This window comes from Halorarius litoreus, from assembly GCF_024362405.1.
Lineage (GTDB): Archaea > Halobacteriota > Halobacteria > Halobacteriales > Haloarculaceae > Halorarius > Halorarius litoreus.
Genome location: NZ_CP101454.1, coordinates 2,238,704 through 2,259,093 on the forward strand (window position 1 = coordinate 2,238,704; position 20,390 = coordinate 2,259,093).

The 20,390-nt window shown below is 66.8% G+C and carries 22 protein-coding genes; 8 read left to right on the top strand and 14 right to left on the bottom strand.

Annotated elements, in window-relative coordinates; all coding sequences use genetic code 11:
• The first annotated feature begins 82 nt into the window (after positions 1 to 82).
• Positions 83 to 1,333, top strand: coding sequence for a hemolysin family protein (locus NL126_RS11450; protein WP_255195007.1), 1,251 nt, complete (start codon positions 83 to 85; stop codon positions 1,331 to 1,333).
• 54 nt (positions 1,334 to 1,387) lie between these two features.
• Here NL126_RS11450 and thsA read toward each other — a convergent pair whose 3' ends face one another.
• Positions 1,388 to 3,067, bottom strand: coding sequence for a thermosome subunit alpha (gene thsA, locus NL126_RS11455; RefSeq protein ID WP_255198839.1), 1,680 nt, complete (start codon positions 3,065 to 3,067; stop codon positions 1,388 to 1,390).
• Positions 3,068 to 3,198: 131 nt separating this feature from the next.
• Positions 3,199 to 3,816 carry a KH domain-containing protein gene (locus NL126_RS11460; RefSeq protein WP_255195008.1) on the bottom strand — a complete coding sequence of 206 codons (618 nt, stop codon included), beginning with the start codon at positions 3,814 to 3,816 and terminating at the stop codon, positions 3,199 to 3,201.
• 153 nt (positions 3,817 to 3,969) lie between these two features.
• Between NL126_RS11460 and NL126_RS11465 the strand changes: the two genes are divergently transcribed.
• Entirely contained in the window at positions 3,970 to 4,956 is a 987-nt protein-coding gene (locus NL126_RS11465; protein WP_255195009.1) for a WD40/YVTN/BNR-like repeat-containing protein, read from the top strand.
• Positions 4,957 to 5,057: 101 nt separating this feature from the next.
• Here the strand turns inward: NL126_RS11465 and NL126_RS11470 are convergent, their stop codons facing one another.
• The 7 genes from NL126_RS11470 to eif1A all read right to left on the bottom strand — a co-directional run bounded on the left by NL126_RS11470 (position 5,058) and on the right by eif1A (position 10,494).
• Positions 5,058 to 5,618 carry a hypothetical protein gene (locus NL126_RS11470; RefSeq protein WP_255195010.1) on the bottom strand — a complete coding sequence of 187 codons (561 nt, stop codon included), beginning with the start codon at positions 5,616 to 5,618 and terminating at the stop codon, positions 5,058 to 5,060.
• 94 nt (positions 5,619 to 5,712) lie between these two features.
• Positions 5,713 to 6,204, bottom strand: coding sequence for a GNAT family N-acetyltransferase (locus tag NL126_RS11475; protein ID WP_255195011.1), 492 nt, complete (start codon positions 6,202 to 6,204; stop codon positions 5,713 to 5,715).
• A gap of 21 nt (positions 6,205 to 6,225) precedes the next feature.
• A complete protein-coding gene (locus NL126_RS11480) occupies positions 6,226 to 7,482 on the bottom strand; it encodes an MFS transporter (protein ID WP_255195012.1) in 1,257 nt (418 codons plus the stop codon).
• 79 nt (positions 7,483 to 7,561) lie between these two features.
• A complete protein-coding gene (locus tag NL126_RS11485) occupies positions 7,562 to 8,440 on the bottom strand; it encodes a winged helix-turn-helix domain-containing protein (RefSeq protein ID WP_255195013.1) in 879 nt (292 codons plus the stop codon).
• A 46-nt stretch (positions 8,441 to 8,486) separates the two neighbouring features.
• Positions 8,487 to 9,302, bottom strand: coding sequence for a CPBP family intramembrane glutamic endopeptidase (locus NL126_RS11490; RefSeq protein ID WP_255195014.1), 816 nt, complete (start codon positions 9,300 to 9,302; stop codon positions 8,487 to 8,489).
• A gap of 40 nt (positions 9,303 to 9,342) precedes the next feature.
• Positions 9,343 to 10,188: a serine/threonine-protein kinase Rio1 gene (gene rio1 / locus NL126_RS11495; protein ID WP_255195015.1), complete on the bottom strand. Its 846-nt coding sequence runs from the start codon at positions 10,186 to 10,188 to the stop codon at positions 9,343 to 9,345.
• Positions 10,189 to 10,197: 9 nt separating this feature from the next.
• Complete coding sequence (eif1A, locus tag NL126_RS11500; RefSeq protein ID WP_255195016.1) at positions 10,198 to 10,494, bottom strand: translation initiation factor eIF-1A; 297 nt, start codon at positions 10,492 to 10,494, stop codon at positions 10,198 to 10,200.
• A 122-nt stretch (positions 10,495 to 10,616) separates the two neighbouring features.
• On the opposite strand from eif1A, the gene NL126_RS11505 reads away from it, so the two are divergent.
• Together NL126_RS11505 and NL126_RS11510 are read left to right on the top strand one after the other, a co-directional pair.
• A complete protein-coding gene (locus NL126_RS11505) occupies positions 10,617 to 11,684 on the top strand; it encodes a zinc-dependent alcohol dehydrogenase family protein (RefSeq protein WP_255195017.1) in 1,068 nt (355 codons plus the stop codon).
• A 444-nt stretch (positions 11,685 to 12,128) separates the two neighbouring features.
• A complete protein-coding gene (locus NL126_RS11510; protein WP_255195018.1) occupies positions 12,129 to 12,569 on the top strand; it encodes a hypothetical protein in 441 nt (146 codons plus the stop codon).
• A gap of 111 nt (positions 12,570 to 12,680) precedes the next feature.
• Here NL126_RS11510 and NL126_RS11515 read toward each other — a convergent pair whose 3' ends face one another.
• The gene (locus NL126_RS11515; protein WP_255198840.1) at positions 12,681 to 13,511 is read right to left on the bottom strand and encodes an IS5 family transposase; all 831 of its coding nucleotides are present in this window, start codon (positions 13,509 to 13,511) and stop codon (positions 12,681 to 12,683) included.
• Between the two features lie 342 nt (positions 13,512 to 13,853).
• Here NL126_RS11515 and NL126_RS11520 point away from each other — a divergent pair, with 342 nt between their 5' ends.
• The gene (locus NL126_RS11520; RefSeq protein ID WP_255195019.1) at positions 13,854 to 14,060 is read left to right on the top strand and encodes a DUF7470 family protein; all 207 of its coding nucleotides are present in this window, start codon (positions 13,854 to 13,856) and stop codon (positions 14,058 to 14,060) included.
• Here the strand turns inward: NL126_RS11520 and NL126_RS11525 are convergent.
• Positions 14,057 to 14,248, bottom strand: coding sequence for a hypothetical protein (locus tag NL126_RS11525; protein WP_255195020.1), 192 nt, complete (start codon positions 14,246 to 14,248; stop codon positions 14,057 to 14,059). The genes NL126_RS11520 and NL126_RS11525 overlap by 4 nt on opposite strands.
• Positions 14,241 to 16,229: a DUF460 domain-containing protein gene (locus NL126_RS11530; protein ID WP_255195021.1), complete on the bottom strand. Its 1,989-nt coding sequence runs from the start codon at positions 16,227 to 16,229 to the stop codon at positions 14,241 to 14,243. The genes NL126_RS11525 and NL126_RS11530 overlap by 8 nt, the downstream gene beginning before the upstream one ends.
• Positions 16,230 to 16,332: 103 nt before the next feature.
• On the opposite strand from NL126_RS11530, the gene NL126_RS11535 reads away from it, so the two are divergent.
• Entirely contained in the window at positions 16,333 to 16,731 is a 399-nt protein-coding gene (locus tag NL126_RS11535) for a hypothetical protein (protein WP_255195022.1), read from the top strand.
• Entirely contained in the window at positions 16,728 to 16,931 is a 204-nt protein-coding gene (locus tag NL126_RS11540; protein WP_255195023.1) for a helix-turn-helix transcriptional regulator, read from the top strand. The genes NL126_RS11535 and NL126_RS11540 overlap by 4 nt, the downstream gene beginning before the upstream one ends.
• On the opposite strand, the gene NL126_RS11545 is transcribed toward NL126_RS11540, so the two are convergent.
• Positions 16,932 to 17,609, bottom strand: coding sequence for a carbonic anhydrase (locus tag NL126_RS11545; RefSeq protein WP_255195024.1), 678 nt, complete (start codon positions 17,607 to 17,609; stop codon positions 16,932 to 16,934). It abuts the gene before it with no gap.
• A 64-nt stretch (positions 17,610 to 17,673) separates the two neighbouring features.
• A complete protein-coding gene (gene rnz, locus NL126_RS11550; protein ID WP_255195025.1) occupies positions 17,674 to 18,600 on the bottom strand; it encodes a ribonuclease Z in 927 nt (308 codons plus the stop codon).
• A gap of 521 nt (positions 18,601 to 19,121) precedes the next feature.
• Between rnz and NL126_RS11555 the strand changes: the two genes are divergently transcribed.
• Entirely contained in the window at positions 19,122 to 20,336 is a 1,215-nt protein-coding gene (locus NL126_RS11555; RefSeq protein WP_255195026.1) for a hypothetical protein, read from the top strand.
• Positions 20,337 to 20,390: the final 54 nt, after the last annotated feature.

Here is a 20,390-nt window from a genome sequence, read left to right on the forward strand (position 1 = left end):
TATTTTTCGAGTGCAGCGAGTGGTGGTCACCAGTCGGTAGTCGCCTCGCCACTCTCTTGTTCCCCACCCGAGAGAAGCACGTATGGTCGCACTCGCCTCGTCGTTCACCCTCGGACTCCTCGTCATCGCCGTCCTGCTCGTGTTCTCCGCGTTCTTCTCGGGCAGTGAGATCGCCATCTTCTCGCTCGACCCGCATCGAGCGGACGCGATGTCGACCGACGACGGGCCCGGACGGACGCTCGCCCGACTCCGCGAGGACCCGCATCGCCTCCTCGTCACCATCCTCGTCGGCAACAACTTCGTCAACATCGCCATCGCCAGCGTCGGCACCGTCCTGCTCGTCCGCGAACTCCCGGAGGGTATCGCCATCACGGTCTCGACGCTCGTCATCAGTACGGTCGTCCTCCTCTTCGGCGAGATCGTCCCGAAGTCCTACGGGGTGGCGAACCCCGAGCGTACCGCCCGGTCGGTGGCCCGACCCCTGCGGCTCGTCCAGTTCCTGCTCGCGCCGGTCGTCACGCTGTTCGACACGCTCAACGAGGGCATCCGGCGGCTCATCGGCGGTGCGCGCGACATCGAGAAGCCGTACGTCAGTCGCGAGGAACTGGCGGCGCTGGTCGAGACCGCAGAGCAGAGCGGTGCCATCGACGCCGACGAGGGGACGCTCATCGAGCGCGTCCTTCGGTTCAGCGACGTGCCCGTCAGACAGGCGATGGTCCCCCGAGCAGACATCGTGGCGGTCGACGAGGGGACGACCGTTCGGGAGGCCATCGACACCTGTGCAGCCGACCGGCTCACCCGCCTCCCCGTCCTTCGCGACGGCGAGGAGGTGATCGGCTACGTCGACCTGCGTGACCTCGCGGACGCCGACCCGGACGAGCCCGTCGACGAGTTCCTCTTGCCCGTGGTCCACGTCTTCGAGGGCCGGGAGATCGACGACGTGCTCGAAGAGCTCCAGCGCGAACAGCTGGAGGTCGCCATCGTCTTCGACCAGTTCGGTGCCGTCGAGGGGCTCGTCACCGCCGAGGACATCGTCGAGGAACTCGTCGGCGAGGTGTTCGACGTGGGCGAGACGCGTGACGTGGTCCGGGTCGGCCCCGGCAAGTTGAGCAGCCGCGGCCGGGTCTCGGTCACACAGATAAACGAGTTGCTGGAGACCGACCTGCCGGCGGTCGAGAGCGGGACGCTCGCCGCCCTTCTCGCGGAGGAGTTCGGTCGGGTCCCCGACGTGGGCGAGAGCGTGGTCGTCGACGGCGTTCGACTCACCGTGCGGACGGTGGCACAGAACCGCGTCCTGCGGGTGTTCGTGGAGCGGCTCGAAGAAAACGCGTAGTCAGAGAGCGGTTCGGGGTCGGTCGGTGGGTGTGGGTGTGGCCTACAGGGGCGCTTACATCGCGCCGCCCATGCCGCCCATACCGCCCATGCCGCCCATACCGCCGCCCATGCCACCGCCGGGGCCGCCCGGCGGCATCTCGTCGTCGTCGTCGTCGCCGGTCTTCCCGCCGACGAGGTCACCAGCGGCGATGACGTCGTCGATGCGGAGGATCATCACGGCGGCCTCCGTCGCAGACTCGACGGCCTGGGTCTTCACGCGGAGCGGCTCGACGACGCCGTCCTTCTGCATGTCGACGACCTCGCCGGTGTAGGCGTCGAGACCGGCGGTGGTGTCGCCACCGTCGTGCTTGCTGCGGAGGTCGACCAGCGAGTCGATGGGGTCGAGCCCGGCGTTCTCGGCGAGGGTGCGCGGGATGACGTCGATGGCGTCCGCGAAGGCCTCGACGGCCAGCTGCTCGCGGCCCCCGACGGAGTCGGCGTAGTCACGCAGGCCGAGCGCGAGCTCGGTCTCGGGGGCGCCGCCGCCCGGCAGCACCTTCCCGTCCTGGAGCGTCGTGCGGACGACGCCGAGCGAGTCCTCGATGGCGCGCTCGACCTCGTCGACGACGTGCTCGGTGCCGCCGCGGAGGATGAGCGTCACGCTCTTGGCCTCCTCGACGTCCTCGACGAAGATCTTCGTGTCGCCGCCGATCTCCTTCTCGCCGACGTAGCCGGCGAAGCCGAGGTCCTCCTCGGTGATGTCGTCGACGTTCGAGACGACGCGGGCGCCCGTTGAGCGGGCCAGCGCCTTGATGTCGGACTTCTTCGCGCGGCGCACAGCGAGAATCCCCTCCTGTGCGAGGTAGTGCTGGGCCATGTCGTCGATGCCCTTCTGGCAGAAGACGACGTTCGCGCCGACGGCCTTGAGCTGGTCGACCATCTCGCGGAGCTGCTTCTCCTCCTGCTCGAGGAACTGCTCGAGCTGGCTCGGGTCGGTGACGTTGACCTCGGCGTCGATCTCGGTCTCCTTGACCTCGAGGGCCGTGTCGAGCAGCGCGATGTTCGCGTCCTCGACGAAGTACGGCATGTTGTCGTGGACGCGCTCCTTGCCCACGATGACGCCCTCGACGAGCTCCGAGTCGGCGACGGAGCCACCGACGACCGTCTGAACGTTGATGTTGTCCGTGTCGATGCCGTCGTCGTCGGCGACAGCCTGGACGGCGTCGACGACGAGCTTCGCGAGCGTGTCCTTCGCGTTCTCCGCGCCCTTGCCGGTCATCGCGGTGCCGGCGATCTGCTCGAGCGTCTCGGCGTCGTCGGCCGAGACGTCGATGGCCATGTCCTCGAGGATCTCCTTCGCCTTCGCGGCGGCCTGGCGGTACCCCTGCGCCAGAATCGTCGCGTGGATGTCCTGTTCGAGGAGGTCCTCGGCTTTCGCGAGGAGCTCACCGGCGATGACGACGCTGGTGGTCGTCCCGTCGCCGACCTCGTCCTCCTGGGTCTCCGCGACCTCGACGATCATGTTGGCCGCGGGGTGCTCGATGTCCATCTCCTTCAGGATGGTGACGCCGTCGTTCGTGACGACGACGTTGCCCGTCGAGTCGACGAGCATCTTGTCCATCCCCTTCGGACCGAGTGTCGTGCGAACGGACTCTGCAACCGCTTTGCCGGCCGTGATGTTCATCGACTGGGCGTCACGCCCGGAGGTGCGCTGGCTGTCCTCCGAAAGTACGATGAGGGGCTGGTTACCCATTTGCTGAGCCATAGTCAGCCGAAAGATTGTCCGTAGTTCTATATAAAAGCTGTGGAATCATTTCGATGATCGCGGGACTGCGGGCTCTCGATTCCCGTGCGACGGCGTGACAAATGTGGGTTTATATGTATTTACGGTTCGTCGAACTCCGTCTCGATCTCGAAGTCCACGTCGGCGTCGTCGGGGGTAGCCGCGCCCTCCTCACCGGGGAACCGGTGGTAGCCCATGTCCTTCGCCTGCATCTCGTTGTGCTTGCGCTCGAGGAACGAGTAGACGGCACCGTGTGGGGCGCCGTCCAGAAGCATCTCGATAGCCGACCGAACCACGTCGACCTCCTGCGGGTCGCCGATGATGCCGGCGGTCTTCCCGTAGATGACGACCGTGGCGCCCGACAGCTCCTCCATCAGCTGGCGGGTGCGGCCGTTCTCGCCGATGAGCCGGCCCTTCTGCCGCTGGAGGTCCTTCTGGTTGCGCGTCGCGGCGTCGAGGTCGACGATGTCGAGCATCCGCATGTCGTCGTCGAGCAGCGTGAGCGCGTCGTCGGGCTTGAACCCCCGTCCGATGGCCTTCACCACGTCCGGTCCCTTGAGGCCCGTGATGGGGTCGCCCACGGACTCGATCTCGACCGACCCGGTCTCCGAGTCGATGTTGAGCCGCACCTCCGCCCGGTCTTCGATCTCGCGCATCGTGGCGCCACCCTCCCCGATGAGCGCACCGATGCGGTCCTGCGGAATCGTCACGTGTTGCATAGCTGGCGCTACTTGCCGTAGAAATTTAAGGGTTGGTTTGAGCAGCGAGCCGCGTCCTCCGGTTGAACGAACGGCTAAGCGTGTGGCTGACGAAGATGGGGTGTGGTATCGTGTAGCACGAGTGGTTCCCTGCAGTCGGGCAGGTGGTGAGCCGTGGCCGACCGTCGCTTCCTGTCGACGACCCCGAACGGGGTCGCCTGCGTCACCGAGACGGGCGTGCTCAGCGAACATCTGCAGGACGAGACCGTCACCTCGCTCGCCGCAGGTCCAGCCGGCTCGGAGCTCGTCCTCGCCGGGACTGAGAACAGCGGCGTCGTCCGGTCGACCGACGGGGGTGAGACGTGGACGCCCCGCGGGCTCGACGGCGAGACGGTGATGTCGGTCGCCGTCGCGCCGAGCGACCCCGACCGGCTCTACGCGGGGGTCCGCCCCTCGGGCGTCTACCGTTCGGACGACGGCGGCGCGACGTGGTGGGAGTGCGAATCGTTCCAGGGTATCCGTGGCCGTCGACTGTGGCGGTCACCGGCCTCCGCACCGTTCACCGCCTACGTGCAGGCGCTCGCGGTGTCGCCCACGGACCCCGGCCGCGTCGTCGCGGGTATCGAGTTCGGCGCGGTCGTCCGGAGCACGGACGGTGGCGACCGCTGGTCGAACCACCGCCGGAAGGCGATCCGTGACTGCCACTCGCTCGTCTGGCACGCCACCGACGGTGGCTGTGTCTACGAGGCGGGCGCCGGGATGGGGCGGCGACCAGGTGCCCGGAGCGTCGACGACGGGGCGACGTGGCGCCGCGGCCCCCAGCTCGACCGCGGGTACGGCTGGGCGGTCGCCGCCCACCCCGAAGACCCCGACGTCTGGTACGTCTCGGCGTCCACGGGGCCGTTCGCCGCCCACGGCTCCGGTGACGCGAAGGCCGCGGTCTACCGGTTCGACGGCGACGCGTGGACGCTCCTCGATGGACTTCCCGGCGAGTCGATGCCGTACGCGCTGGTCACGGACCCGATGCACCCCGACCACCTGTGGGCCGGGCGCGCCGACGGGTCGATCTGGGAGTCGTCGAACCGGGGCGAGCGGTGGGCTCGCCTCGGCGGCGCGCTCCCGGCAGTGGAGCGGTCGATGGTGATGCTTCCGCCGGCGTGACGTGATAGCTGAGCCAGCGGCTGGTGAGTCGTCCACGGTGAACGTCGGTCACGCCGGCTGACTCCGGCGCGGAGAACAGGGGAAACGCGTCAGGGAACGCGTTATTCGTCGTCGTCGTGTTCGTCGTCGTCGTCGTGTTCGTCGTCGTCGTCGTCGTCGTCGTGTTCGTCGTCCGTCTCGGCTCCGTCGTCACGGTCGTCGTGGTCGTCCTGCTCGTGGTCCTCGACCTCTTCGTCCTCGTCGTGGTCGTCCTCGTCGTCGACCTGCTCGTTCTCGTGGTCGTCCCCGTCTGCGTCCTCGTACTCGTACGCCTCGTGATGGACGACGAGGTCGCCGTCGGCGACGTTGTAACCGAGTTCGGCCTCGAAGCTGTCACTCTCGACCTCGAGGTCGTCGTCGGTGACGTTCTCGACGGTCACCGTCCCGTTCTCGTCGGTCCGGTACTCGCCGTCTTCGAGCTCGACCGTGGCGTTCTCGACGGCCTCACCGCCGTTGGTCACGGTGACAGTCATCGTTCCGTTGTCGTACGTCGCGGCCACGTCCGCGTCGTGCGGGGCGTCGCCGGCCGGTCCGGCCATCGATCCGGTCGTCGTCACGGCGGCAGCCCCACCGGCCACCAGCAGGAGGGCGGCCAGCGCGACGCCAGCGAGTTTCAGGTTCATTGCACTCCCGGCTACCAACGCTATCCACTTGAAGCGGGAACGCCGTTCGTGGTCGTTCACGCGCGAGTGCCGCCGTATAAACGGTCTGAACGGTTCACAGCGGCTTCTCGAACACGTCCTCCGGCACCTCGCGCTCGCCGAACGCGGCCGTCCGGGTCTCGACGCGCTCGAAGCCGTTCGACTCGAAGAAGGCGCGGCCGACGTGGTTGCCCGAGAGAACCCCGACACGAAGACGGTCGACGCCTGCGCTCTCGGCCGAGTCGGTGATACTGGCGAGGAGGGCGCTTCCCACCCCCTCGCCCCAGTGGTCGGGTTCGACGTACAGGGTGTGAATCTCCACCTCGTCGGCCCACGTCTGCTGGGCGGAGGCGAATCCCACCACGCCGTCGTCGGTCTCGGCGACGAGATACAGCAGGTCGTCGTGGTCGGTCATCGCGTCGCGGAGGAACTCGGGGTCGTACACCGCATCGAGCGTCTCGTCGATGTCGTCGGTGTCGAGGATTCCCGGGTACGCTTCCCACCACGCGGCCCGCGCGATGGACTCGATGGCGGGCGCGTCGTCGGGATCGGCGGGGCGGACGTGCATACCTCGGCTTGTGGACGCGCGCTAATCAGCGTTGGCAGCCGCACCCGTGGGCGGCGCGTCGCGGTCGGCCTCGGGTTCGACGGCGGTGGCCGCGGGCATCCGGCGGAGACTCGGCACCACGAGGATGTAGCCGACGATCCAGAGGAAGCCAACCCCGCCGGCGTACATCACGTCGACCGGGCCGTAGAGGTCACCGAGCGCCCCACCGACGAGCGCGCCCAGCGGCATGACGGCGGTCGACGCGCTCCCGAGGACAGCGGACACACGTCCGAGCATCGCGGGCGGCACGAGCCGCTGCATCAGCGTCATGGCGACGATGTTGGTGACGCCGACGGGGACGAACGCGACGGCGAACAGCGCGACGAGCCCGAGCGTCGACTCGAACTGGAGGGCGCCGAGCCACACGATTGCGCTGACGCTGAACCCGCCGAGCGAGAGCAGACCGAACGGGACGTCCTGGAACTTCGGCGCGAGCAGGGCCCCCACGAGCGTTCCGGCGGCCAGCCCGGCGAGCAGTAGCCCGTAGATGCTCGCGTCGCCGCGAACGTCGGCGAACGCGGGGAGGACGGGCCACACCATCCCGAGCAGGGCGTTGGCGACGACGCTCGCGCCGAGAATCCAGACGATCTTCGAGTGGCGGAGGAACCGGGCGCCCGCGCGCAGGTCCGCGACGTAGCCCTCGGCTTCGTCGTCCGGGTCGCGCTCGGCTGGGGCCACTCGGATACCGGCGAACAGCGCGACGGCGAGCGCGAACGTCAGCGAGTCGACGGCGAACAGCACCACCGCGCCGGAGGCGACGACGACCACGCCCGCGACAGCGTTGAACACGAGTTCCGCACCCTGATACGTCATCGAGAACAGTGAGTTCGCGGCCGTCAGATCCTCCTCGTCGACGATGCGGGGGAGCGCCGCCGTCCCGGCGGGGTAGACGAACTGGTTGAGCAGCGAGACGAGCGGCATCACGGTGAGGACGACCCAGACGTTCAGGACGCCGAGCAGGTGAGCCGCCGGGATGGTGAGCACGAGCACCCCCTGTGCGGCCTGCGTCCAGACGAGTGTTCGGCGGAGCGGCCAGCGGTCGACGACCGGGCCGACGAACGCCTGGAGCGCCTGCATCCCGAGGGTGAGAAAGCCCGCGAGTCCTGTGTAGAAGGTCGAGCCGGTCAGCGAGTAGACGAGCCACATCGCCGCCACCGAGTAGAGCGAGTCGCCGGCGTTCGTCACCAGCCGCCCCAGAAAGAGACGGGTGAAGTCCGCGTCTCGAAACAGGTGTCGCATACCCTCTCTCCTCCCTGTGGGGGGATAATTGATTGCTGAACGACAGTTCTGTAGCCCGACGGGCAGAACTGCACTTCTGTCAGCGGTCGGAACGTTCGATGGCCGTCACTCGACCCTCGGCATCCAGTTCAGCGGTCAGCGTGTCGCCGTCGAGCGTGATGGCGACCGTCGCGCCCGCGTCGGTGGCGTCGACGGTGATGCTCTCCATACCGGGGAGTCGCCACGAGGGTGTCGCCGTCAGGTCGACCTCGTGGTCGTAGAGGAACCCCTGTGCGGCGGGGTGGTAGAGCACCGGCATCGTGACCGACGCCCGCGCCTCGTCGCTACACCGCTCGCAGGTCCAGGTGACGGCGGGGGGCTCCCGGTCGGGTTCGATGGCTCCCTGCAGTCGCCCGGCACAGTTCGCGCAGAACCCCGACGTGATCTGGTGGAACAGGGTGTGCATCCAGCGGTCGAACGCCGCCGGGAGCTCCTCGGGGGTGTACTGGTCGAGCGTCCCCGGAGGGAAACTGAACTCGTTGCGCCACTCCTCACAGGCGGGGCAGGTGAGGGTCGCGTGGTCGTCAGCGTAGGCGACGACGAGCGGGGTCTCACCGCAGGTCGAGCACGGGTCGTCGATCTCGATGGGGTCGAGGGTCGCGTCCGCGGTGAAGGTCCCCGCGACGAGCTCCCCGACGAGCCGCTGGCCAGCGAGGGTGAGTTCGTAGCCCTCGCTCTCCTCGTCGCCGGCCTTCGTCACGAACACGCCGTCGAGCTTCCGCAGGTGGTAGTTGAACTTCCCCGAGTCGCGTTCGCCGACGGCCTCGCGCAACTCGGAGAACGTCTGTGGTTCGTTCATGTCCGCGGCGAGTGCCCGGAGGATGGCGACCCGGAGTTCGTTGCCCAGCAGCCCGAACACGTTCTCCGGGGGACGGAACTCGACGGAGACCGGAGCGTCGTTCGCCGGTGGTTCGTTCATGCCCGGAGAATGTCGGCAGAGAAGAATACCGTTTCGTGCGTCGCGCTCACGTGGGCGCAGGGTGGCGCTCCGTTCGCCGACGGCTGGTGAGCGCGACGCCACCGACCGTGGCGTACAGCACTAGCGCGTACAGCGCGAGCGCGACGATGCTGTCGGTCGGCACGAGCCCGAGCGAGCCGGCGGCGGTGTTCGTCCCCGCGTGAAAGAGGACGGCCGGGACGACGCTGTCGCCCGCCCCGGTCACCAGCCACGAGAACAGTACGGAGTAGGCGACGACGACGACGGCGAACCACGCGAACGGAAAGCCCCCGACGACGACGGAACTCCCGGGCAGCAGGTAGAACGGCGCGTGCCACGCCGCCCAGACGACACCGACGAGGAGTCCGCTCCCCACGACGCCGTACCGGCCCCGGAGTCGGGGGACGGCGAACCCCCGCCACCCGAGTTCCTCGGCGATGGGGCCGCCGACGAACACGTTGACGATGAAGACGACCGGGAGGAAGAACAGCGGTGCACCACCGGGGAGCGTCGGAACTACCGACTCGCCGAGTGCAAGTGCGCCAAGTGCCGCGATTCCCGCGAGCACGAACGGGAGCAGGACGGCGAGCGCGAGCCAGCGGGCGGGGACGCCGAACTGGACGAACCGCCCGAGGAGTCGACGGACACCCGCGACGCCTTCCAGGCGCCACGTCACGACGAGCGCGCCCACCGTCGGCCCCCACGCGCCCAGCAGGACGACGGCGGTGGGCGAGACGTCGAGGCGGTCGCCGCCGAACCAGACCCCCCACGAGAACGCGAGCGTGACGAGGACGAAGGCCGCGACGGGATGGCGGCTGACGACACCGGTACTCGTCGAATACATACCACTCTGAGGCTCGCAGGCGAGATAACTCTGCGCGTGGCTACGCGTCCGCCTCGGTGACGAACGCCAGCAGCTCGTCGGGGTCGACCTCGTACCCCTGTCGCGTGAAGAAGTTCGCGACGTTCAGGCAGTCGCGTTCGAGGAACTCGCGGCTGTTCGGGTGGTGAATCGTCACGGCCTGCCCCAGATCGAGCAGACACAGCTCGCTGTCGTGGACGACGATGTTGTACTCCGAGAGGTCGCCGTGGACCAGCCCGGCGCGGTGGAGTCGCCGCATGTACTCGCGGACCACCTCGTAGGCGGTCTGGGGGTTCTCGACGTCGACCTCGTTGAGTCGCTTCGCGCGCTCGCCGTCGCGCCCGACGAACTCCATGACGAGCGCGTTCCGCTGGACGGCGATGGGGTTGGGAACGCGAACGCCCGCCTCCTGTGCGCGCTTGAGGTTCGCGAACTCCTTTTTCGTCCACGCGACGACGACCTTCTTCTTGTCCGAGCCGATGCCCTCGAACCGTGGGTCGCCGTCGAGGTAGTCGCGCATCGCCCGGAAGTCCGAGGCGTTGATGCGGTAGAGCTTGACGGCGACGTCGCCCTCGGGGCCGAGCGCGAGATAGACGTTCGCCTCCTTGCCGGTGGAGAGCGGGCCGCCGAAGGCGTCGATGTAGCCGTCCTGTACCAGTTTGTAGAGGGCGGCGAGCGTCGCCTCGTCGAACACCGAGTCCTCGACCTTGAACTGGTCTGCGTCCTTGATTCGTTTCTGAAACTCGAGGAACTTCCGGTCGCGCTTGCGGGCGATGCGGTCGGCCTCGTCGTCGGAGACGTCGAGTTCCTCCCACTCGTCGCCCGGCGTGTCGACGGCGTCCAGGTCGACGAGGTCGAACTCGGTCATACCACCATCTCAGGCGGTCTCCTGGATGTGCCCCTCGTCGCGAAGCTGGTCGGCCTCCTGTTTCTCGTAGCGCCAGGTGATGTCCGCCTTCTCGTCCTGCCAGTCCCACGGCTCGACGAGCACGACGTCGTCCTCGCGGATCCACACGCGCTTCTGCATCCGGCCAGGGATGCGCGCGGTGCGTTCGACACCGTCCATACAGCGTACCTTCACGCGATTCGCCCCGAGCATGTTCGTGACGACCGCGAAGACCTCGTCCTCGTCGGGCATGCGGAGGTCCGTCCGGCCGCCGTCGTCGTCGCTCATACGCCACCGTTGTGCGCCGGGGCGTATAACTCTTGAACTCGATGCCGGAACTGGGGGTATGTAAACGCTCCTCGCATGGGTCACACATCACTTATCACGGGGGACTCGCTTTACAGGGTGTAATGCGAGCCGTAGTCTTCCAAGGGGCGAACGAGCCGATGGAAATCGAAGAGGTCGACCGTCCGGACTGTCCGGACGACGGGGTGGTCGTCGAGACGGAAGCCTGCGGCGTCTGCCGGTCGGACTGGCACGCGTGGCAGGGTGACTGGTCGTGGCTCGGCGTGATGTCCACGCCCGGACTCATCTTCGGGCACGAACCCGTCGGCACCATCGTCGAAGCCGGCGCGAACGTCGAGGGCTTCAGAGAAGGCGACCGGGTCACCAACCCGTTCAACCTCGCCGACGGCTCCTGCCAGCACTGCAAGGAGGGTCGGCAGAACATCTGTGAGCGCTCGATTCCGATGGGCTTCGTCTCCTTCTCCACCGGCGCGTTCGCCGAGGAGTATCCGGTGCGCGCCGCGGACACCAACCTCGTGAAGATCCCCGACGGCGTCGACCCGGTCGACGTGGCGGGCCTGGGCTGCCGATTCGCCACCGCCTTCCACGGTGTCTCCCACCGCGTCGACGTGGACCCCGGCGACTGGGTCGCCGTCCACGGCTGTGGTGGTGTGGGGCTCTCGGCCATCCACACGGCGAACGCCCTCGGGGCGAACGTCATCGCCGTCGACCTGAAACAGGAGGCGCTCGACAAGGCGCTCGAACTCGGCGCCGACCGCACGGTCAAGGTCGACGAGGTGCAGGACGTGCCCCAGGCGGTCAAGAAACACACTCCCGGCTCGAAGGGCGCGGAGGTCTCGGTGGACGCACTCGGCATCGCCCAGACCTGTCGCAACTCCGTCAACAGCCTCTCGAAGGGCGGCCAGCACCTCCAGATCGGCCTCACCACGAGCGAGGAGGAGGGCGAGGTCTCGATTCCCGTGGACCAGGTCGTGTTCAACGAACAGGAGTTCATCGGCTCCTACGGCATGCCCGCCCACGAGTACGACGAGATCTTCCGCATGATGGAGACCGGAAAGATCCAGCCCGGGAAGATCGTGAGCGAGACCATCTCGCTGGCGGACGTCCCCGAGACCATCGCCTCGATGGGCGACTACGACACGGTCGGGATTCCGGTCTGTACCGAATTCTAACGTCGTGGTGGCGCGTGCTGGTCGCGCTGCCGTGCGCGACCAGCCAGCGCGCGAGGTCGTCGTGAACATAGTGAACGACGGCTCGTGAGACGAGTGAAACGAGTCTCACGGTGGACGAGCGAACGAAGTGAGCGAGTCGGCTGGGGAGGGTGTGGCTGTCTCCAGTTCGAGGACTCCTAGGTTCGTGTGAGCAGGACGTTCTCGCTGAACCTTGTTGATGGATACAGAGACCCGAATAATCACGTCGAGATGTGTTCTACCGAATATCTGTCAGAAGGCGCGTGCTGAATACATAGCGCGAGTCGGTCACGACCCGATGGTCACGACCGATCCGATTGATTTGTTAGCTACGGGGGAGATAGCTCTCGTTCGCGCCTCACAGTAGGATGATATCCGGTTACAGCCGGGAGAATACCTATTGTCATCGTGGCAAGAAGTGTTGGTATGGCGGCAGTCGAACTCTCGTCAGCGCTATTCGGAAGGGAGAGGCACTCCTCGTTGGAGATAGCAACGGCTTCAGTCATCCTGGGTGCGCTCATGTTCTCCCTTCTATGGCTCTCACGAGTATCGCAGATTGTCCAACTTGAATTGCACTCCGTCTTCATCGTAGGAGGAATGGCAGTTGGTGGATTCGCCGTGGTGGTCGCGGCTGTCACCGCCTACAGAGACAGTGGTCTCCTCAATTGCTGGATGTTGGTGTTCTGGCCTGCGGCGGTGTTTGGGGCATTCGGTGCAGCGTTTGATGGCATCGGGTCAAACGGAATCGAAACACTGGTTCTCTCGGGAGCATTCTGGGGCACGCTTGTGGCAGTGACGGTCGGAACCCTGGCATTCGCGATTGGGATGAGTATCCGGTGGGCGAAGAGCGGTAAAATCACGTTGTAGAGCTCGTAGTGACCAGCACCGGCAGATTCAGTCGCGTCGGAGTGAATAGAACGCAGAAAGCGTGCTGCATACACGCTCTGGGCCTTGTTTAGACGCTCGAATTCACGCGGTTCAAGTGGTGAGAGACTGCTCGATGTTTCTGACAGCGGCCTTTAGGACGATTTCTCGAAACTGCCCGAACCACGTTCTGGCTTTAATCGTCGAGCCGAATCGCTTGCGAAGCGCGAAAAATATCGATTCGACGATAGACCGTCGATGGTACGTTTCATCATCGATCCGAGCATTGTGAGCGGCATCAAGCGAGTAGAATTCACGGTGCTTGATCACCGGTCTAATGCCTTCGTCACGCAACTTATGACGCAGTTTGTCCCAGTCGAAGCCTTTGTCGGCGACCACGGTTCCCAAGCGATCGAGATTTCTCGTGAGGACTTGCCACGCTATTTGTGTGTCGTGTGGGAGGTTCATCGAGCAGTGAACGTCGATGATTGCCCTCGTCGAGCAATCCACGAGAAGCGTGGTTTTCACCGATTCAAACGTGCCTTTGACACGTTTCGCGTAGTTGTGGCTGGACGAGCGATGAGCGAGACTCGTTGAGTCGATAGCCTGAATCTCTCCAGTGTCGAACAGATTCACCGACAGCCGCAACAGCACTCGCCAGACCCGCATCTTCAGCGCTTGCTTCCTCGCACAAACGGTGGTGAAGTCCGGTAACTCCTCGACCGACAACCCGAGTTTCTCCACGATATCGGGCATTTCACGAAGGATATCGAGGAGTCGGCGGTACGGAAGATCAAGGTACTCGCGGAGTCCATGAAGGGTGATAATCACCCAATCAGCGTAGCCACCTTTCCCTTTCTTGATAGGCTGTTCTTGGTCACTCCCGACAGCTTTTTGAGACAAAGCCACACATCGGTCGGTGAAGCGAGCAAGTTTCGAAGGCACATCGAACCCTGCTCGCTTCACTTCCTAGAATTCCCGACTCTCAGGCAATATTACTAGCGTCTAAACACGGCCCACGCTCTGTATTCAGCACGACTCCTGCGACATCATCTGAATCTGATAGAACTCACCGCGATATCTGCGCCACACGTATGTAACGGCTGTTTCTCTCGCATCCGCGCGCGATAAGCCACACAGAGATACCGAAATCCGACGGGGTACCACGGGTTTCGCCACCGACCATCGGCACACGACGCCGCTCGGCCGGCAGCCGAGTTCGCCACGTCCCCGCGCCGCTTCTGCCACGACCACCGCGTTTATCGTTTTCCGCTCGCAGGTGCCGGTATGGCAGACATCGAAGCCGCACGGGAGCGACTCGGATCGACCGGCGAGAAGGGCGTTCTGGTCCTGCTCGTCGGCCTGCTCATCCTCGCGACGCACGACAAGAAGGCGGCCGTCGGGACGGCGGTCGTCGTCGCCGGCCTCGGCCTCATCGCCGGCGGCACCGTCGACACCGCGCTCGAAGAGATGGGGATGAAGGGCGCGCTCTAACGCCGCAACAGGAAGAACAGCGGAATCGGAAACGCAGCGAGCAGCGCACAGACCAGCGCGATGCCGACGCGCCGCCGTCGGTCGCGCGGCTGGGCCTCTCGCGACTGGATGTAGACCCCCGCGGTGACGGCGAGGCCCAGCCCCACCGCGAACAGGTAGACCGGAACCAGCGCCGCGAGCTCAACCACTGCGCTGCTCCTTCCGGCGCTCGGCGCGGTGTTCGCTGATGAGGTCGTCGACCATCGAGGCGTTCTCTTCTTTGCGGCGCTCGGCCGCGCGGTCGTGCCAGTCATCGAGGACGGCCTCGACCGCCGACTCGCGGGCGACGGCGAGTTCGTCGATCTCCTGGATATCGACGCCCTCGACCGAGCCGTAGGGAATCTCGTGGTCGTGGAGCACCGCGCGCGCCTGGTCCGAGAGCGTCCCGTGTTTGAGGACGACGCGTGGGTTCACGTCCGCGAGGCGTTCAGCCGAGGACTTCCCCGCGCCCGAGGCGTCACGCAGGAGGATCACGTCGTCCTCGGCGAGGCCGAACGCCTCGTGGGCGGCCTCGATGGCGGCGGTCGTGAACTGCTCGACGGGCTTGACGGGGACGAGGTCGGCGTTCTCGCTCGCGACGTCCGCGAAGTTCGAGTGGTCGAGCTTCCAGAGCTCTTTCAGTCGCTCCAGTTTTCCCGAGAGCGTCTCGTTCGCCTCGCGCGCTTCCTCGAGCTCGCGTTCGAGCCGTTCGTTCTCGCGTTGGACGCGCGTGACCTCGCGGCGCTCGCGGGCCTCCTGGCGCTCGCGGCGGCGGGCCGCCGACAGCTCCTCCTCGTAAGACTCGATTTCGGCCTCCTTCGCCTCCAGGGTCTCCTTCAGGTCCGAGACGTGGCTTTCGAGGCGGTCGACGCGCTCGCGGAGTCGTTTTATCTCCTTCTCCTCGGCGGTGAGTTCACGCGGCTCGTGGGTCGTCCCCGATTCCTCGTCGCCGCCGTCGTCGTCCTGCATCTCGCGCAGGACGCTCTCGACGGACTCCTCCCCGGTGAGGACGCGGGCGGTCACCTCGCCGCGGTCGATTCGGGGCGGGACCTTTCGGGCGATGCGCTCGAACTGGTCCTGGTGGTGGTCGAACGCGTACAGCGCGGCGGCGAGCGCGTCCCGCTCGTGGTCGTTGTCGTACGCCACCTCTCGGGCGCGGTGTTTCTTCCCGTCGACAGGGAGGTCGTGGTCGGGTGCCCAGCCCGCCGCGTCGAAGCTCCGGCGGAACTTTTCGACCGTTTCGGGCATCGGCTGGACGTCCGCCGCGACGAGGAGGGGCCGGCCGCGCTCGATGAGCCACTCGATGATGTCGGCGGTGTCGGCGGTTCTGGTCGAGTGGACGTCGAGGACCTCGCCGTCGAGGTCGAGCACCGCGACGGCGGTGGTCGTCCCGGGGTCGATGCCGACGATGACGAAGTCGCGCCGTTTTGCCAGGGGGCGGAACTCGATGCCGTCTCGCTGTTCCCGCTCGATTTCGATGCGGATGTCGCCGGTGCGTCGCGCCGAGACCGGAATCTCTGCTGGAGTGGCCTCGACGGTGAAGATGGCCTGGGAGAACCCGCCGTACTTCTCGGTCACGTCGCGTTCGAACTCGAGGGCCGCATCCCGGAGTTCGGATTCGACCTCCCGCGTGGCGCGCTTGACGTTGCCGTGGATGCGTCGCGTGTAGCGGTCCTGACTCCACCCGCCCTTGCCGGTCGAGCGGCCGCGCGACACCTTCACTCGGGTGGTGTTCGTGAACGCGGAGACCTCGTAGCCGACGTTCGCCGCGGCGAGGCGGGCGGCGGCCTCCGCCTCCTTCATCGGCTCTTTGCCGTAGGGGACGTCGTGGCGTTTCGCCACGCGCGAGAGGGGTTCGGGGCGCTCTGCGCCGGTCACCTGCACCAGCTTCGTCTCGGTGGGAAGCTCGCGCAGGAAGTGGACGAGTGCGTCCTTGTCGGGCGCGAGCTCGTACATGTTGTCCGTGGCGACGACCTCCGGCTCCTCCCGCTCGATGAGTCGCCGGAGCTTTCGGAGCGAGACCACGTCCCGGTCGAGATGCTCGCCGTCGAACGCGACCAGCGCGTACGAGGGGGCGTCCCCCCGGACGTCGCCGCTCTGTACGTCGACGCCGAACACCACGGCGTCGAGGGCACTCGTGCGGGTGCTCACAGGCGACGTTGGGCCCGACCGGAGATAAATTCCGTGTCGGTCGAGGGGTCGATAGGCTCAAGTGGGTGTAAAGCGAGTTTTACTGTAAAGGGTGCTTTACAACATGCCAGAAACAATCACGCTCCCGGGAGTCTCGCCCCGGCTCACCTACGTCGGCCTCTGGGCCGTCGGTACCGTCCTCTACGTCGGGTTGCTGGTCGCGGGGTACGTCATCTCTGCCGCCGTCGGCTTCGGCCTGTTCGCCGCGGCCGCGGTCGCGTACCACCACACGCGGGAGGCGCCGCTGTTCGACGAGCGCGACCGGGCCGTCCTGCAGGCGGCCGGCGCGAACACCATCTCCGTCTTCGGCATCGGCTCGGCCATCGTCTTCCCGACGACCGCCGCGCTGTGGGCCGCGGGCGTGATTCGCTGGCCCGACTGGCTGACCCCCATCGCGCTGTTCGTCGGTGGGTTCTTCCTCGTCTGGCTGGCGATGGTCGCGCTCGCGAGACGGGAACGATGAACAACAGCGTTCGTGAACGCCGGGAGGCCGAAGGGCTCTCGCAGGGAGGACTCGGCGAGGCGGTCGGCGTCACCCGACAGACCATCAACGCTATCGAGCGCGAGCGGTACGACCCGTCGCTGGAGCTGGCGTTCGAGCTCGCGGCCCACTTCGACTGCCACATCGAGGACCTGTTCACGCCCGCCGCCGCCTCCGACTGATTACAGTAGCGACCGAACCGCCGACTCGTTCTCCTCGTTGACCCACTTCTCGAGGGTCTCGGGGCCGGTCTCGCCGTCGGCGGCCACCAGATACACCCGGCCCCGCTTGCCACCGTACACCCCGTGGAGGTCGTAGACGAACCCGAAGACGCTCGTGTCGTCGGGAATCTCGTCGCTCGCATGGAGGAACGCGACCTGCTCGCCGACGTTGTACTCGACGAGCTGGTTCACGACCTCGTCCCCGTCGTCGACGGGACCGTCGAGGGCTGCCTCGACGACGGGGACGAGCGGCTCGACTCGCCGCCGGATGCTGGGCCAGTCGGGCCACTCGTCGTCGGTCACGGCGCGGTAGGCGGCCGTCACCGCGCCACACCCGGTGTGACCGATGACGGTGATCGTCCGCGTCTCGGTGTGTGCGACCGGGTACAGCAGGTTCCCGTCGACGGCCGTCGGGTCGTCGTCGTCCCACGCGACGTTGCCGATGTTCGACGGGGTGAACAGCCACCCCGGGTGCTCGACGTTCCACATGCCCTCCTGTGAGACGCGCGAATCGGCACAGCACAGCGAGACGACCGAGGGGAGTTGACCGTCGACCACGTCGTCGAAGTGGTCGTCCGATATAGCGTCGACGTGTGCGCGGTTCCGCTCGAGCAACTCCACGAGGGTCGCTCTGGCCATGTCCTGTACCAGGACAGAAGGGGTGAAAGGGGTATGGGTGGCCTGCCGTGAACGTCGGCCGGGGCTACTCGTTGGGGTACGGGACGTCGACTTCCTCGCCGTCGTCCGGGAGGAACGCCTCGCCGTCGAACACCTCTTTGGCCTCCCGTTCGAGTGTGTGTTCCTGCCCGGCGTAGCGAGAGGAGACGTGGGTGAGTGCGAGCCGCTTCGCGCCGGCACGGTTGGCGATCTCGGCGGCCTGTATCGCCGTCGAGTGGCCGGTCATCCCCGCGCGGTCGTGGCGGTCCTCGGCGAACGTCGCATCGTGAATCAGGAGGTCGGCCTCGGCGGCGGCCTCGACGGTCGCCCCCGTCGGTCGGGTGTCTCCGGTGTAGACGACCCGGCGGCCGGGCCGGGGGTCGCCGACGACCTGCTCGGGGTTGACGACCGTCCCATCGTCGAGTTCGACCGACTCGCCGCGGTGGAGTTTCGAGAAGGCGGGGCCGACCGGCACCCCGAGCTCCTCCGCGTGTTCGCGGTCGAACCGGCCCTTCCGGTCCTCCTCGACGAGCGCGTAGCCGACGGATTTCGCCCGGTGGTCGGTGCGGAATGCCCGGACCTCGTACTCCTCGGCGTCGAGCACCACGTCGCCGTCGCCGACCTCGTGGATACGGACGCCGAAGCTCGGTGATGCCCCGGTGGCGGTGACGAGGTCGCGGATCAGCCCCCGGGTGCCGTTGGGCGTGTGGATGGCGACGGGCTCGGTGCGGTCGTTGAAGTCCCACGTCTGCAGGAGGCCGGGGATGCCGAGCACGTGGTCGCCGTGCGTGTGCGTGACGAAGATGTGCGAGACGGTGAAGCCGGTGCCGAACCGCATCATCTGTCGCTGGGTTCCCTCACCGCAGTCGAACAGCAGGCGGTCACCCTCCCGCTGGACGAACATGGCACTCGTGTTGCGGCCCGTCGTCGGGACCGCCCCGCTGGTGCCCAGGAACGTCACGCGCAGCGTCATACTCGTAGGCGAGGCGGCGACCGATAAACGCCCTTCGGAACACGTCGGCTGTCGGTGAAACCACCGACTACCACCCCCCCGTCCTGGCGTGGTCGGCTCGCTACGCCGACTGTACTGCTCGATAACCGTGAGATACCGCCGTGAAACGGTTTGGACGGTGTTCGAGTGCCCGTCGAGCGACCTGTGTCCGAAGCGAGGCGTCCGAACTGCGACGGCTGATCCGTCCGGTCGTCGCCGTCGGCGGAACGGGGCGGCCCATCGTCGCTGGACCGGCGTCCCGTCCACGACGGGTAGCCCCGCGATTACGGGGCGGAGCCGAGGTTACTCTCGGTAGCACTGATTTACTGAGGTGAACAGTAGTCGGTGTTTAATCCCTCCTCTGTTCTCTGTGCCGCCGCATTATGTCCGGAATGAGACGAGTGACCGTCCTCGTGACTATACTCCTCGTCGTCGGTACGTTGACGACAGGATGGGCAGTTACTGGGACAGAGAGTGTACAAGACGAGCGTGCGTCGTTCGACGTGACCAACATCAGTGCCCCGCCGTCGGCTCCTGCGGGTGAGACAATCACCATCTCCGCGACGATTAGCTACGATGCGGATGCCGGCAGCACCGCGACGGCGGCCGATGACGGCACCGCGACGGCGGCCGATGACGGCACCGCGACGGCGGCCGATGACGGCACCGCGACGGCGGCCGATGACGGCACCGCGACGGCGGCCGATGACGGCACCGCGACGGCGGCCGATGACGGCACCGCGACGGCGGCCGATGACGGCACCGCGACGGCCGACACCGGGACTACGACCGCGACGGCCGCGGAGACGACCGAGGCCACCGCGACCGACGCGACGTCGACGACCTCGGGAGACGAGGCCGTCACGCAGTCCGTCGAGTTCCGTGTCGCCGGTGACGTCGTCGAGCGGCAGGCGGTGACGCTCGCCCCCGGCGAGTCGACGACGGTGACGTTCGAGTTCGACACGACGGGTGTCCTCCCGGGGACCTACATCCACGGGGTCTACACCGACCAGTTCGGTGCAGAGGCGGCCCTCGTCGTTACCACCGCCACGCCATCGGACGGCGGTGAGAACGTGACGGCGACGCCGACGGACGGTGCCAACGAGACGGCGACGCCGACGGATACTGACGGCGAGACGACTACCACGGCGACGCCGACGGAGACCGGTACGCCCACCCCGACGGCAACCAGTACGGCCACGCCGGACGAAGCCGAGACGACCGCGACGACGACCGAATCCAGCGTCACGCCGACGCCGATGGTCGAGGGGCCGTCGCTCGACGTGCGGAACCTCTCGGCTCCCGACTCGGTCGTGCAGGGTGAGACGGTCACGGTGACCGCCGAGGCGTTCCTCCCGATCGACGCCGATACGGACGGCAACGTCACCCAGTCGGTCGAGTTCCGCGTGTCCGGTGACGTCGTCGACGAGCAGGACGTGACGCTCGCTCCAGGCGAGTCGACGACGGTGACGTTCGAACTCGACACGACGGACGTGGAACCCGGCGTCTACGTCCACAGCGTGTTCACCCGCGACTTCGGTGAGGTCGCGACCCTCAGTGTGACCGCCGAGAACGCTACGAACGAGACGGCTACGGAGACGCCGATGCCGACGAACGAGACGACGACGGAGACGCCGACGCCGTCCGAGGAAGGGACGGCGACGCCCGGCGAAGCGACCGGCACGGAGACAGCTGCCGGTACCGAGACGACGACCTGACGACGTGCTGACCTGAGGCGTCGATGCGACGGGCCGGACCCGCTTCCGGATGGC